Raw genomic sequence first — 14,770 nt, 5'->3', positions numbered from 1 at the left:
AAAGTCGCGCTTGCTGGCTTTTATTCGGTCGGCACCATTTCAAAAATGATCACTTCGGCTGGCACTTTTCCTACGTTCTCTACCGACATTAATTCGCCGGATTCCCAGAACACGTCGCCAGCAGAATAAATATGGGTTTTGCCGCCCTCGATCACTTTCAGCCTGCCCTTGGTTACATAGCGGGGGCCTGGGCCTTCATGCGTATGTTCGGGCGTTTTAGAAGCGGGCGGGAAGGTGACTCGTATTGTCCTGGCATTGATGTTTTTGCTGGGCAGTTCCACCTTGTTTTCCAATAGCACGGTTCTGCCTAATGCCGGCTTTTCTTCCGCCGAGGCCGTGTTCATGTGCCCGGCGAATAGTGCCGTCAGTGACATCAAGGTTAGTCCAGCGGGGGTAATAGTTTGAATTTTGATCATGTGCTTGCCTCGTTTTTTATGTGTTATGGAATCAGTTTTGCAAGTTGAAGCGGATTTGGATCGGTTTGCTGCTACAAGTTTCCAGTTATTTCGGCATCTGTTTGAGTTTGCCCGGCTATAATTGGTTTAGACAGGCTATCTTCGGTATTCAGCGCCGTATTGTTAATGGGCTGAATGAAAGAGATCAATACAAACAGGTCGCTTCCGGTATAGCCAATTACAGATTCGCTTGCCGGGCCTTTGCGCAGTGTATCAAGTGCGTATGGCGATAACATTTGCCTTATTTTGACATAAATCAATAGGCTGATTAAAAAATATGGATAAAATTTTATTATAAATTTTAAGGTAACTTTATATCCAATCTGAGTGGTCCAATCTGAGTGAGGGTTTTTATTATTATGATCGTCTTATATGTATGATAGCTTTTATGGTTACATCCGCGCTTTTGCAGGCATGCTATTCACTTTTTTGTAAAAATTCAGGTTTAATATTTAGAGAAAACACAGCTATCGATTTAAACACTTTCATAAACGATGATCGAGAAAGAAGGTCGCGCCGTAAGGATTATGATGAAGATGAGCGGTAAAATCCCTGGAGTAAAACGGTAATTTATTGTTTTGTAAAATATTTTATCGATTTATTAATGCTTTATCTTAAGATGGTAATGTAACCTTATAATCGTGCAAATATTGATTAGTGAGAATCTGGGTGGAGATTGAATATGACGTATATTATCGAACATAAGTAAAGCTACGTATGTATAATAGCTTATATGTCACGCTATAATAGAAAGACTGTTAAAAGAGTGTTGACAGTAATTCCTATTCAAATAATTGGTTTGTAACTAATTAAAAAACAACAAAAAATGTATGATTAGTGTTTTGCTTGTTGATGATCATGAACTTGTCCGGACCGGTATCGAAGCATTGTTGAACGCTGCTGAAGATATTAAAGTTGTCGGTGTGGCCAAGTCTGGAGAAGAAGCTGTCGATGCAGTTGTTAATCTGTCGCCGGATGTGGTGCTGATGGACGTGAATATGCCCGGCATTGGCGGCGTAGAGGCATGTCGTAGAATTTTACAGCATGATTCTAAAGTAAAAATAATTGCGCTATCAGTCCATAATGATGGACCTATTCCACGTCAATTGCTCAAGCTGGGCGTCCTGGGGTTTATTTCCAAAGGCTCTTCGGCCGAAGAAATGGTGAGCGCAATCCGTAAGGTGATGGAAGGCAAGCGCTATCTGTGCGCGGAAGTGGCCAATAATTTAGCCTTTCAAGGGTTGTCTGGCAATAGTGAATCGCCATTTTCAAAGCTATCTCAGAGAGAGGCCGAAGTGGTGACTTTAATTCTTCAGGGAAAAACTATCAAGGAAATGGCGGATATGCTGATATTGAGCGACAAAACCGTTAATACCTACCGCTATCGCCTCTATGACAAACTTCACATAAAAAATGATGTTGAATTAACGCGCTTGGCGGTTAAATTCGGTCATATCGACTCTGCTCTGATTTAGCAGGGCTGTTCAAATGGAGGGGCGCCAGGATGCGCCCCTCCTCCGGTCGCTTATAACAGCCCCCGGGCCTTGTTAAAGGCGTCTCTGAAATCAAGATACAATGGCTTATCGGTTTCCAGCATGGATTTCAGCAATTCATGCTGCAGCTGGTATTTAACATTGCCAACAGCCAAAGCGCCTACGCCCACCGCACCCGATGCATTGACGGCATGGATTAATGGCGCGCCCATGTCTTTGAGCTTGATGCCTTCGATTCCCAATGGCGGAACCGCATTCACATCACCCGCTACTTTCAAGCGTTTCGCTTCATTCAGAACATCGGCGCTCAAAACCTGAATGCCGGCTCTTGCTGTGCAAAAGATGATGTCGGCATTGGCGACCAGACGGGCTTTATCGGCTTCGGAACTGGCGTACGTGCCTCTGAGGTTGCAGCCAAAACGGCGATTGTATTCCTTGGCCATATCCAGGGCGGTATCGATTGACAAATGGTCGACCAATGCCGTGTCTGCGCCGGCCAGGGATGCGATGACGCCTGTAGCGACGCCGACAGGGCCGGTTCCGCCGAAGACGACGGCATTGCAGTCTTTCAGTTCTTTGCCGTGTTTTGCTTTCAGCTCTTTTTCTACGCAGGCCACCAATGCGGCCGCTGTCGTGAATGCGCCGCTAGGATCGGCAAGAACAGAGACTTCAAAAGGGGGAACCATAGCTTGTTTGCAAGTATCCAGCATGTCCATGGCCAGGCCCAGGTCGCGCCCGCCGATAAAAATGCCGGTACGTTTGACCCCGGACGGGCCGCGAGAGAATATGGCGTCCTGGGTCAGGCCATAAACCTTGTCCAGTTTGACGTTACTGTAAGGCACGAGCACATCAAAGCCCGCATCCATTGCCATATTGACATCGAATGGGCTGTTGTTCGGCATGGGGTCCAGCATGTGAATAATGCTGCGTTTCTGCATTAGAGATCCTCTTTCAATAGGGCGGGTTAAGCTGAAATGAAACCCGCTTACAAATTAAGCTTTTGATTTAATGTAATCCCTTGCAACTTCGAAAGCGTGCTCGAAATGCAGGTAAACAGGTTTATCGGTAGCGATCATTTTTTTCAGCAGACGGTTTTGAGCCTGATATTTGATATTGCCTATAGCCAGTGCGCCTATGCCGACAGCGCCGCTTTTTGAGCCTTGAATCGGCGTGCCGTCATGGAATGCATCGACGCCGGCAATGCCTGATGGCGGCACGGCGTTGACATCGGCGGCCACTTTCAGTTGAGGCGCTGACGCAACCAGCTCTGCGCTCAGCAACTCAATGCCGGCAGCGCCTGTTGCAAAGACTACGTCGGCCGTTTTGATGTATTCGGCCTTGTCGGCATCGGCCCCGGCTTCAATAGTGATTTTGCCGTCGCCGAACTCATTGCTGCACATGTCGGCTATGCTTTGTGCTCTTTCCAGTTGACGGCCGATAATCCTTACATGGGCGCCTGCCTGCGCTGCAATCACGGCGGCTGCCTGACCGACCGGGCCGGTTCCGCCCAATGCCAGGATGTTTTTGCCTGCCAGCGTGGTGTTGAATTTCGTGGCTAATTCGCGTTCGACGGCTGCAACCATGCCGGCTGCGGTCGTGAATGCGCCGCTGGGGTCGGCGAAAACGGAGACTTCAAAGGGAGGCACCATGGCGTGTCTGGCTGCTCTCAGCATATCCATGGCCTGTTTGGTATCGCGGCCGCCGATGAAGATGGCGGTTCTTTTCAGGTTTTTCTGGCTGCGCGAGAAAATGGCGTCCTGTACTAGCCCCTGAACTTCGCTGGGCTCGACATTGATATACGGGACTGCTGAAACCCAGCCGGCATCCATCGCCATGTTGACGTCAAACGGGCTGAGGTTTTTGGCTGTGGTCAGCATGTGTAAAATGAATGGTTTTTCCATGATATCCCCTTGATGTGTTGAGCAGGCAAGTATAAAAGAAAAAATGGCAGAATAACACCGTCATGGGCTTTTTGGATTTTTAAAAAAATGGTGAATCTTGTATTATCAAGGCATTTTTATTTTTCGGAGAAATGAATGCACAACGTTACGTTGATTAAAGGCGATGGTATCGGTCCTTCCATTATGGAGGCTGCGGTCAAGATTATCGATGCGTCCGGCGCCAAGATAAACTGGGAAGAAGCCGACGCGGGCATGGCCGCGTTTGAAAAACACGGCACGCCGATTCCTGATGCAACCCTGGCCTCGATAGAAAAAAACCGCGTGGCTTTCAAGGGCCCTCTGACGACGCCGGTCGGCAAAGGTTTCAGAAGCATCAATGTCGCCTTGCGTCAGCAATATGATCTTTACGCCAATGTCCGCCCGGCCAAAACCTGGAAAGGCGCGCAGACCCGTTTTGACAATGTCGACATCGTCGTCGTCAGGGAAAATACGGAAGGCTTGTATGCCGGTTTAGAGCATTTTCTGACCCCTAAAAAAGACATCGCTGAAAGTTTGGCTGTCGTGACGCGCCAGGGTTCGGAACGTATCGTTGAGTATGCCTTTAAATACGCGCGTGAAAACGGCCGCAAAAAAGTCACGATCTGCCATAAAGCCAATATCTTGAAGTACACGTCGGGTTTGTTTCTGGATGTTGCCAGAGAAGTGGCAGCGCGCTATCCGGACATCGAGTGCGATGAGAAAATCGTCGACGCCATCTGTATGCATATGGTCATGGATCCGTCCCAGTTCGATGTGGTTGTGACCACCAATATGTTCGGCGACATTCTTTCCGATCTGACGGCCGGCCTGGTCGGCGGCCTGGGATTGATTCCGGGCGCCAATATCGGCAGCGATGCGGCACTGTTTGAGGCGGTGCATGGCAGCGCGCCAGATATCGCCGGCAAAAATATCGCCAACCCGACGGCTGTTATCATGGCGGGCGTCATGATGCTGAATTATCTGGGCGAGCATGAGGCTGCGAACCGCATCAAGGCCGCGACTGAAAAAGTCATCGGCGACGGCGAGTTGGTCACGCCGGATTTGAACCGGAATTCAAAGGCCGGCACTACCGAAATGCGCGATGCCATTATTGCGGCCATGCGATAAACTCTCATTAATGCGGGGCGGCCTGATGGTCGTCCCTGTCAGTCTAATACGATGATCGATCTGAAAGCCCAGCAACGCCGCAAAGCTTACGATGCCCGCAACGCACAAGCGGATAAAGAGGCGGCCAGCCGGGTCATTTGCAATCAAATCACAGCGCATCCGGCCTATCAGCAAGCCAGAACCGTGATGTGGTACATCCACTGCCGCTCGGAAGTCAGAACCGAGCCGACTCTGAGGCACGAAATTTCGACCGACAAACGTATCATCATTCCCTACTGTACCAAAGATGAGCAAGGCCGTAACAAATTAGGCCTATGGTGGCTGGAAGACTTTGCCGAATTAGCGCCCGGCATGTGGGGAATTCTGGAACCGCCCAAGCAACGCTGGGGCGAGGCCGGCAAGGAAATCGCACCGGAACAGCTCGACTGCATTGTCGTGCCGGGCGTGGCTTTTGACCGGCGCGGCGGGCGCCTTGGCAACGGCGCCGGCTACTATGACCGTTTATTGCGGTGCGTCAGGGCCGATGCCGTGTTGATCGGCGTGTGCTATGAATCCCAATTACTGGATCGGATCGCCATGGCATCTCATGATGTGGCCATGGATTTTGTGATGACGGAAAAAGCGATTTATGCAGGCCCTGGCCGGCCGCTTGCAGGCTAATGGATTTTCAGGCGCTAAAAAACAGCGTTGCTTCCTCGCCGGCTTTTGTTCTGGATGCCGCCGAGATCGTAAATACTTTGAAAGTGTTGGATACGCTACGCAATCAGTGCGGCTGCAAAGTGTTGTATTCGATCAAGGCGCTGCCTTTTTCCTCTGTGCTTGAGCTGGCAAGACCTTTTGTCGACGGCTTCTCGGTCAGTTCTCTGTTTGAAGCGCGGCTGGCTGATGAAATTCTGACAGGACAGGGTAGCATACATTTAACGACTCCCGGCATCAGGCCCGATGAGATCGATGACATTGCAAGCCTGTGCACGCACATCAGCTTCAATTCTTTAAATCAGTATCAGCGCTTTGGCGAGGCGGCCAGGGCTGAATCTTCGGTCGGCTTGAGGCTGAATCCCAAGTTGTCCTTCCTTGATGATGATCGCTTCGATCCGTGCCGGCCGTTTTCGAAACTGGGCGTCGATATCGATGAATTGTGCCGTTCGAACTTTCTTGACCAGATCAGTGGACTGCATTTCCATACCGTTTTTTCAGCAACGGATTTCACGCCGCTAATTAAAACGATAGAAAAACTTCAGTCTCATTTGGGGGCAAGATTCACACACCTGAAATGGTTGAATCTGGGCGGCGGCTATCTGTTTAACCGGATCGAAGATCACAGCCGCTTTATTGATCTGGTGCGCCGGCTGAAAAACGATTTCGGCATCGATATCTATATCGAGCCGGGCAAGGCCGTGGTTGGGCAGGCAGGGCATTTGATTGCTACCGTGATCGATACGTTTGCCAGCGACGGCAAAGCCATTGCCGTACTTGATACATCAATCAATCATAATCCGGAAGTGTTCGAATATCAGCGCCAGCCCGAACTGCACGAGCATGAGCCGGAAGGCGCGTATGTGGCCGTTCTGGCGGGCTGCACCTGTCTGGCCGGCGATATATTCGGCGAATATCGGTTCAATAAACCGTTGAAGATGGGCGACCGCGTGGTTTTCAAACATATTGGAGCCTACAGCCTGATCAAGGCCAACCGGTTTAACGGCCACAATCTGCCTGATGTCTATGAGGCATCGTCAGAAAAAGTCACTTTATTAAAGCGCTATGACTATGCGGATTACCGCAGCCAGTGGATGAGGAATGGGACTGTATCCTAGGCAACTTGTTAGAAGAAATCAGTGTCAGTAACCGAAACAGGCACACGGTAACAGTTTTTAAAGTTCAAATTAAGCAATGGAGTTATGACGATGAAAGCAGTATTAATGACTGAAAAAGGCGGTCCGGAAGTTCTGCAGTTACAGGACATAGCGGAACCGGAAATAACTCATCCGGCTCAGGTAAAAGTCCGCCTTAAGGCAGCCGGCATCAATCCCATCGACACCAAGGTGCGGGCCAACGGGCTCTTCTATAAGGATGCGCTGCCGGCCGTGCTGGGTTGCGATGGCGCCGGCACCATCGTTGCCGTAGGCGATGGCGTGACAAATTATAAGATCGGTGATGAGGTATGGTTTTGCAATGGCGGCCTGGGGAAAGAGCAGGGCAATTATGCCGAATATACGGTAATCGACAGCCGCTGGGTAGCTTTGAAACCCAAAACCATTTCGTTTACCGAAGCGGCGGCCCTGCCGCTGGTCTTGATTACGGCATGGGGCGCCCTGTTCGAGCGAGGCGGTCTGCAGCCAGGACAAACGGTTCTGATCCACGCCGGCGCCGGCGGCGTAGGGCATGTGGCCATACAGTTGGCAAAACAAAAAGGCGCCCGTGTCATTACGACGGTCAGTTCCCGGGAAAAAGCCGATTTTGTGCGCGATTTGGGCGCTGATGACGTTATTTTTTACCGGGATGAGAATCTGCAGGATCGCATCAACAGCTTGACCGAAGGAAAAGGCGCCGATCTGGTTTTCGATACGGTCGGCCCTGAGGTCTTTATAGCCAGTATAGAAGCTACGGCTCATTTCGGCAGTATCGTGACGTTGCTGGACCCCGGCCTGATCAGCCTGGCGGAGGCCCGCATGCGCAATTTGAAGATCGGTTTTGAATTGATGTTGACGCCCATGCTGAGAGAGCTTGATGCTGCGCGCGAAAAGCATGTGGAGATTTTAAAGCAATGCGCCGAACTGATTGACCGCGGGGATCTAAAGACGCGCGTCAGCCATGTATTGAAACTCGATCAAGCAGCCGATGCGCATAAGCTATTAGGGGAAGGGCACATGACCGGAAAGGTTGTGCTCGAAATATAACCGGCCAACCCTGTTTGATAAAGATCAAAGCTGAACAGATTTGCATAGTGGGCATCGTCAGTCAACGTGGGCATACCAGTTATAAGGTTGTAACTGAGAAAAATCATGGGAATTTAAGGTTTCTTATTTATACTGAAAAATGTTATTGATTTTTCAAGTGTTAGATTAACGATAGTTAAGCTTTTCAATTATTTCAATCCGCCTTGACTTTGTCAGGCAGTGTATGGAATGTTTTTAAATATCAGAAAAGTTAACGCCGTGTTAAGGCAGGTCAAAGATGTTGAGCAGTTTACAAAAACAAAGAAAAATTATTGTTGCTGATGCAGATCCTGCCTCAAGAATTGAAATGATAGAATTTCTGCAAGCGCGGGGATTCAATAACGTGGCTGTTGCCGCCGATGGCGATCAGATCCATGAAATACTGCGCGCCTATCAACATGAACCAGAGCTATTGGGGGCGGTTATCATTGATGAGAAATTGCCCCGCTGTCAGATTGAGGAATTGTGCCAAGTCTTGCCGCATGAGGATGAAGGGATTTTCCTGCCCTTCATTGTGCTTGTTGATGAGCCGCCGAAGAACAAGACTCTGGCATTAGGAGGCAAATGCCAGTTTTATGAGCTGGTTCGTCCGTACCTTGCTACCGAATTGCTCATGCTGGTTGAGTTTCTTTTAGTCTTGAAGGACGAGCGTTTTCTGCGCTATAAGCAGAAAGAAGAACTGATTTCCCAGTTGGCTGCACGCAAATTGCTTAATGCGAAATTAGAATATCTGGTTATCCATGATGATCTGACCGGCTTGCTGAACCGGCGCAATCTTGAGCAGCATCTTTATCTGGAGCTGCATGAACATGCCAAATCCCGGCAAAATGGCGTGTTATTGTTTATCGATCTGGACAGATTCGGATTGATCAATGATTTGGAAGGGTTTGCGGCCGCTGACGGATTGCTGGTTGAAGTAGTGGCCGTTATTAAAAAGGCGATTCAGGCAAAAGGCCTGTTCGCCCGGGTCGGATCGGACGAGTTATGTCTGTATCTGGAAAATTCGACCCTCGATAATGCGATGGTTATTGCGGAGCGTATTTGTAAAAGACTGGATGAATTTCGCTTTACCATAGACAATGCCTGTTACCATATCACGGCCTCTATCGGCATCGCTTCTTTAAAATCTTCCAAAATTGTCAAGTATCCCGGAGAGCTGATATCCAGAGCGCATCAGGCCTGCTCGATAGCCAAAAACAAAGGCCGCAACAGAGTATGGCTGTATTGCGAAGACGATCAGGCTTTCAAGGAAAGGCAGCGTGATATCCACTGGATGTCCTTAATCCGGGATGCGCTGTTGAATGACAGATTCTTTCTTGTTTTTCAGCCAGTGGTGGGTTTATCCGACGGCGAAATCTCCCACTATGAGGTCTTGATCAGAATGAGAGGCAGCGACGAACATGTGATTGACCCGGGCGAGTTCATCCCGGTTGCGGAAAGGATGGGGCTTATCTACAGCATCGATGCCTGGGTGGTCGATAAAGCCATAGACTTTTTGGCTTCGCTGCCACAGGAATTGTCGCATGTAAAGCTGGCGATCAACCTGTCCTGCATGGCCTTTCAGGATGATTCGATCGCCGCCTTCATTCAGCAGAAACTGGATACGTCCTGGGTCGGCGGCGACCGCCTCACCTTCGAAATCACTGAGACGGCGGCAGTGGGCAATTTTGAACAGACCCTGTCCATGATCAATCAGATCCGTGCATTGGGCTGCCAGATTGCCCTGGATGATTTCGGCGCCGGCTTTTGCTCGTTCAATTATCTGAAAATATTCCCCGTTGAGTATGTGAAAATCGACGGCCAATTTATACAGAATCTGGTCAATGATGAAACCGACCAGATACTGGTCCGCTCAATGCAGCAGATAGCCAGAAAGCTGGGCAAGAAAACCATTGCCGAGTATGTCGAATGCCCCCGAACGATCAAAATTCTGAAGGAAATCGGGATCAATTACGGTCAAGGCCACATTTTCGGCAAGCCCAACGAGCAGCTCTCGTCCCGAAGCGCTTTTCGAAGGCACGGTTTGACTAAGTCCCGCTGTGCCAGCTGAGCCTGATTTAATCGTTTTTTAAAAGCCAGCCTGTATTATTCATTTATCGTTCATTTTATACAGATAGATTGAGGGTTGCTGATTCAGGCAATCCTATTTATGTATAATAAGAAATGCTGTCAGGATGATAATTATGAAAATGAATATTGTAAGAGGCTATGGTAGAAAAAACGAAAAAGCGCGGGGTTCGATATGTCCAGAAAAAAAAGGTGAACAGGCCGGCTTCTCATTGGTTTAGAAAGTCGATCTGGGCCTTTATTGCCGGATTCACGTTTGTTCTGCTGAGCTATCTGGGATATCTGGATTACAACGTACGCAAGCAGTTTGAAGGGAACCGCTGGGCCATCCCCGCCCGTGTCTACGCCAGCCCGGTTGAGCTCTATGCCGGCTATGGCGTTTCCGCGGCAAAATTTGAAGATTTATTACAGACGCTGCATTATCGCAAGGATGCCCGGTTATCATCGGAAGGCACGTATTTCAGACAGGGACCGTATGTCAGCCTGAAGACCCGCAGTTTTACCTTCTGGGATCAGCAGCAGTCATCCAGCCTTTTGCGTGTGGGCTTTACCGATTCCGGCATAGCCAATATCATCGATCTGGCTCAATCGAAAGAAGTGGCCATCGTGCGCATGGATCCGGTGCAGATCGGCAGTTTTTATCCCACCATCAAGGAAGACCGTATCCTGATCAAATGGCAGGATGCGCCCGAGGCTCTTATCAAAGGCCTGCTGGCGACTGAAGATCGGGACTTCTACGACCATTTCGGCATTTCACTGAAAGGCATCGCCCGCGCCATGTGGGCTAATGTCCGCGCCGGCGGCATCGTGCAGGGCGGCAGTACCATCACTCAGCAGTTGGTCAAGAATTTTTACCTGACGTCTGAACGCAGCCTGTGGCGTAAAGTCAATGAAGTTTTCATGTCGCTGATACTGGAAGCCCGCTTCAGCAAGAATGCGATTCTTGAGGCTTATTTGAACGAGGTTTTTCTCGGCCAGGACGGCGGCAGCGCCGTGCATGGCTTCGCGCTGGCCAGTGAATTTTATTTTGGCAGCAATTTAAAAGACCTGCCGTTGGAACAGGTGGCTTCGCTGGTCGCCCTGGTTCGCGGGCCTTCTTATTATGATCCGCGGCGTTATCCTGAACGCGCTCTGCAACGGCGCAATCTGGTTCTGGATGAGATGGCGGCGGAAGCTTACATTACGCCTGAGCAGGCGGCTGCGGCGAAGGCAAAGCCGCTGAATGTGGTTGATCGGACGCATCGCTCGGCAAACCGCTATCCAGCCTTTCTTGACCTGGTTAAACGGCAGTTGAGACAGGAATACCGCGAGGAAGATTTAACATCCGAAGGTCTGGCTATTTTTACGACGCTGGATACCGTGGTTCAGGACGCGCTGGAGAAATCCGTCGCCACTAAATTGGACCAGCTGGAGAAACTGCCCAAAGCCAATGATCTTGAAACGGCGGTCGTCGTGACCCGCAGGGATAGCGGCGAAATTGCCGCGCTGACCGGCGGGCGGGAAAACTCGGCGGCTGGATTTAACCGCGCACTGGATGCGGTCCGGCCGATCGGTTCTTTGATCAAGCCGGTCGTTTATTTGACGGCGCTGGAGTATCCGGACAAATATACAATCACGACGCCGATCAGCGACACGGCCATCCATATCAAAAGCGGCGACAAGATCTGGGAGCCGAAAAACTACGATCACAGGGAGCACGGCAACGTCGGATTGCATACTGCTCTGGCGCATTCCTACAATTTGGCAACGGTGCGCATCGGTATGGATGTCGGGATTGCCAGAACAGTCAAGACTTTAAGAAATATGGGCGTGACGCGGCCTGTCGATCTGTTTCCTTCGTTTTTGCTGGGGGCTGCGGAATTGACGCCGATGGAAGTCACTCAGATGTACCAGACGCTGGCCGGCGACGGTTTTTCAACGCCGTTGCGGGGCATCAGGGCCGTAGTCGCGGCCAATGGCGAACGCCTGCAAAGTTATCCGTTTACGGTCAGGCAGGCAGTCGATCCTGCCGCCACTTATATCGTCAACACAATGTTGCAGGAAGTCATGCGTGAAGGTACGGGGCGCGCCGCCTATTCGGTGTTCCCGTATGATTATGGCCTGGTCGGCAAGACTGGCACGACCAATGATTCGAAAGACAGCTGGTTTGCCGGCTACACCGGTGATTATTTATCGGTGGTCTGGGTGGGCCGCGACGATAATAAACCTATCGGCCTGACCGGTTCGACCGGTGCCCTGCAAGTCTGGATATCGCTGATGCGGCAGATTTCGACGCAGCCGGTGAATTTGGTTCCGCCGGACAATATCAAAATGGCCTGGGTTGATCCTTATAGCGGTTTGCTGGCGAATGAAACCTGCGAGGGCGCGCGGGAATATCCTTACATTGCCGGTTCTGCTCCGATTGAGTATGCGGCCTGTGCGGAAACCGCGCCGGCCGATGGGGTTAACACCTTTTTCAACAATCTTTTTCCGCAATAAGTTAGGGCATTTATGAATAAAATTAATTATTTTCGTCTGATCTTGCTGGTATTGGTCTTTATTAGCGGTGCCGGCTATGCGGAAGACAGACCGGTCCGGGAACTGAAAGCATTTCTGAGCGCCACAAGGACATTGACGGCCGATTTTAAACAGGTGCTGATCAATGAAGCCGGCGATCCGGTACAAACCAGTTTCGGAGAGTTTTATCTGCAGCGGCCCGGCAAGTTTCGCTGGGATTATAAAAAGCCCATTCAGCAGCAAATTATATCCAATGCCGGAAAAGTCTGGTTTTATGATCCGGACCTGGAACAGGTCACGGTTAAAAAACTCGATGAGTCGGTGGGCTCCACGCCGGCTCTACTGTTAAGCGGCGAGGTATCCCTGGAGGATAACTTTACGATGGAGAAACAGGGCGAAGACGAAGGCCTGCTCTGGGTAAAATTGCTGCCCAAACACGAGGAAAGCGGTTTTAAATATGTGCTGATCGGCCTGAGTGGCGGCACACTGGGCGGCATGGAATTAAGCGACAATTTTGGCCAGCTGACGCGCATTTATTTTTCCAATGTGGTGACCAATCGTGAAGTCAAGCCGGATCTGTTTCAATTCAATGCGCCTAAAGGCGCCGATGTCTTCTCCGAATAATCAGGAAGACCGGCGCATGACAGGCAGCTTGAGCCCTTCATCTTTCTCCGCCTTTATATGTTTGAAGACTTGACCAAACCCTTGGCCGACAGGATGCGGCCAAGGTCGTTAGAAGACTATGTCGGCCAGCAGCATGTTTTGAAGCCTGGCAAGCCCTTGTATGAAGCCATCGCTTCAGGCAAGCTGCATTCGATGATTTTCTGGGGGCCGCCTGGCACAGGCAAAACAACGCTGGCTCGGCTTATCGCCCATCATTCCGATGCCGAATTTATGCCTATTTCCGCGGTCTTGGCCGGCGTCAAGGAAATCCGCGCGGCCGTTGGCGAAGCGCAAAGAATTCAGCAGCAACAGCATCGGCGGACTATTTTATTCGTCGATGAAGTGCACCGCTTCAATAAATCGCAACAGGACGCTTTCCTGCCGCATGTGGAAGACGGCACCGTCTATTTCGTCGGCGCGACGACTGAAAATCCGTCTTTCGCGCTCAACAATGCGTTATTGTCGCGGGCTCGCGTTTATGTACTCAACGCATTGACGCCCGAAGACCTGCTGGGCGTGTTGAACAAGGCATTAACCGACACGGAGCGGGGATTGGGCAGCCTGAATGTCGAAATGGCAGAGGACGTTAAACGGCAATTTGCCGAAGCGGCCGATGGCGATGCCAGAAGGTTGTTGAATCTGCTCGAAATCGCCGTGGAGCTTGCCGCAGCCAATGGCAGTCGCGTAATTGATGAAAAAACGGCCAAGGAAGTGCTGACCGGCGGCGTACGGCGGTTCGATAATCAGGGCGAGGAGTTTTACAATCAGATTTCAGCCTTGCACAAGTCGGTGCGCGGAAGTTCACCCGATGCCTCGCTTTATTGGCTCTGCCGCATGATCGACGCCGGCTGCGACTTGACCTATCTGGCCAGGCGCATCGTTAGAATGGCTTCGGAAGATATCGGCAATGCCGACCCTCGGGCCTTGCAGATAGCCGTCAATGCCTGGGAAACGCAGGAGCGGCTAGGCAGCCCCGAAGGCGAGCTGGCATTGGCTCAGGCCGTCGTTTATCTGGCCTGCGCGCCTAAGAGCAATGCCGTTTACATGGCCTATAACGCGGCCATGCGTGACGCCAAACAAAGCGGCAGCCTGAGCGTGCCGGTGCATCTGCGCAACGCGCCGACCAAATTGATGAAGTCGCTCGATTACGGCAAGGAATACCGTTACGCGCATGATGAACCGGAAGCCTATGCGGCCGGCGAAAACTACTTTCCCGATGAGCTGGCAGGGACTCAGTATTACCAACCGGTCGACAGGGGGCTGGAGATTAAAATCAAGGAAAAGCTCAGGCATTTGAAAGAGTTGGATAAGCGCGTAAAGTAACCTGCTTTCTGATGTTACGATAGGCACCCTTTCCCGTTTGCCGCGCCGAGTACCGCAGCTTTCGGCGAGAACAGCCCGCAGGGGCGTTGCATGGATGCAGCGCGTTGCCAGAGGGCCAAGGATGGCCCTTCTGGCAACCCTCGTCGAAAGCGAGGAGCGCAGGACAAATCGGCAGGATAGCCGATTTGCATGCTTTGCACCCGAAGGGCGAGGTACATGGATGTGCCGAGTGAGCCAAGCGGCAACCGGGCGGCCTTTCTTTTGGTTCCTTTTCTTTCGACTGCATGGAT

13 protein-coding genes are annotated in these 14,770 nt (G+C 50.9%); 9 read left to right on the top strand and 4 right to left on the bottom strand.

Annotation, left to right across the window (positions count from 1 at the left end):
* Positions 1 to 20: 20 nt before the first annotated feature.
* Positions 21 to 416 (bottom strand): cupin domain-containing protein, encoded by a 396-nt coding sequence (locus IT781_RS04925; protein WP_194969031.1) that lies wholly within the window; start codon positions 414 to 416, stop codon positions 21 to 23.
* Positions 417 to 1,285: 869 nt separating this feature from the next.
* Between IT781_RS04925 and IT781_RS04920 the strand changes: the two genes are divergently transcribed.
* Positions 1,286 to 1,930, top strand: a complete 645-nt coding sequence (locus IT781_RS04920; protein ID WP_194969030.1) for a response regulator — start codon at positions 1,286 to 1,288, stop codon at positions 1,928 to 1,930.
* 50 nt (positions 1,931 to 1,980) lie between these two features.
* On the opposite strand, the gene IT781_RS04915 is transcribed toward IT781_RS04920, so the two are convergent.
* The gene (locus IT781_RS04915; protein WP_194969029.1) at positions 1,981 to 2,886 is read right to left on the bottom strand and encodes an NAD(P)-dependent methylenetetrahydromethanopterin dehydrogenase; all 906 of its coding nucleotides are present in this window, start codon (positions 2,884 to 2,886) and stop codon (positions 1,981 to 1,983) included.
* 54 nt (positions 2,887 to 2,940) lie between these two features.
* Positions 2,941 to 3,849: an NAD(P)-dependent methylenetetrahydromethanopterin dehydrogenase gene (locus tag IT781_RS04910; RefSeq protein WP_194969028.1), complete on the bottom strand. Its 909-nt coding sequence runs from the start codon at positions 3,847 to 3,849 to the stop codon at positions 2,941 to 2,943.
* A 135-nt stretch (positions 3,850 to 3,984) separates the two neighbouring features.
* On the opposite strand from IT781_RS04910, the gene IT781_RS04905 reads away from it, so the two are divergent.
* The 8 genes from IT781_RS04905 to IT781_RS04870 all read left to right on the top strand — a co-directional run bounded on the left by IT781_RS04905 (position 3,985) and on the right by IT781_RS04870 (position 14,480).
* Entirely contained in the window at positions 3,985 to 4,995 is a 1,011-nt protein-coding gene (locus IT781_RS04905; RefSeq protein WP_194969027.1) for an isocitrate/isopropylmalate dehydrogenase family protein, read from the top strand.
* A gap of 51 nt (positions 4,996 to 5,046) precedes the next feature.
* Positions 5,047 to 5,655, top strand: coding sequence for a 5-formyltetrahydrofolate cyclo-ligase (locus IT781_RS04900; protein ID WP_194969026.1), 609 nt, complete (start codon positions 5,047 to 5,049; stop codon positions 5,653 to 5,655).
* Positions 5,655 to 6,809 carry a carboxynorspermidine decarboxylase gene (locus IT781_RS04895; protein WP_194969025.1) on the top strand — a complete coding sequence of 385 codons (1,155 nt, stop codon included), beginning with the start codon at positions 5,655 to 5,657 and terminating at the stop codon, positions 6,807 to 6,809. Before IT781_RS04900 ends, IT781_RS04895 begins: the two co-directional genes overlap by 1 nt.
* A gap of 90 nt (positions 6,810 to 6,899) precedes the next feature.
* Complete coding sequence (locus IT781_RS04890; RefSeq protein WP_194969024.1) at positions 6,900 to 7,892, top strand: zinc-dependent alcohol dehydrogenase family protein; 993 nt, start codon at positions 6,900 to 6,902, stop codon at positions 7,890 to 7,892.
* A 346-nt stretch (positions 7,893 to 8,238) separates the two neighbouring features.
* On the top strand, positions 8,239 to 9,981 hold the full coding sequence (locus IT781_RS04885; protein WP_228778936.1) for a bifunctional diguanylate cyclase/phosphodiesterase: 1,743 nt from the start codon (positions 8,239 to 8,241) through the stop codon (positions 9,979 to 9,981).
* 158 nt (positions 9,982 to 10,139) lie between these two features.
* A complete protein-coding gene (mrcB, locus tag IT781_RS04880; protein WP_194969022.1) occupies positions 10,140 to 12,476 on the top strand; it encodes a penicillin-binding protein 1B in 2,337 nt (778 codons plus the stop codon).
* Between the two features lie 12 nt (positions 12,477 to 12,488).
* A complete protein-coding gene (gene lolA, locus IT781_RS04875; protein WP_194969021.1) occupies positions 12,489 to 13,118 on the top strand; it encodes an outer membrane lipoprotein chaperone LolA in 630 nt (209 codons plus the stop codon).
* Positions 13,119 to 13,175: 57 nt separating this feature from the next.
* Complete coding sequence (locus IT781_RS04870; protein WP_194969020.1) at positions 13,176 to 14,480, top strand: replication-associated recombination protein A; 1,305 nt, start codon at positions 13,176 to 13,178, stop codon at positions 14,478 to 14,480.
* Positions 14,481 to 14,494: 14 nt separating this feature from the next.
* On the opposite strand, the gene IT781_RS22195 is transcribed toward IT781_RS04870, so the two are convergent.
* A partial coding sequence (locus tag IT781_RS22195) for a hypothetical protein (RefSeq protein WP_228778935.1) occupies positions 14,495 to 14,770 on the bottom strand: 276 nt, incomplete at its 5' end.

The organism is Methylobacter sp. BlB1, from assembly GCF_015476545.1.
Lineage (GTDB): Bacteria > Pseudomonadota > Gammaproteobacteria > Methylococcales > Methylomonadaceae > Methylobacter.
This window is presented reverse-complemented; position numbering and strand designations above follow the sequence as displayed.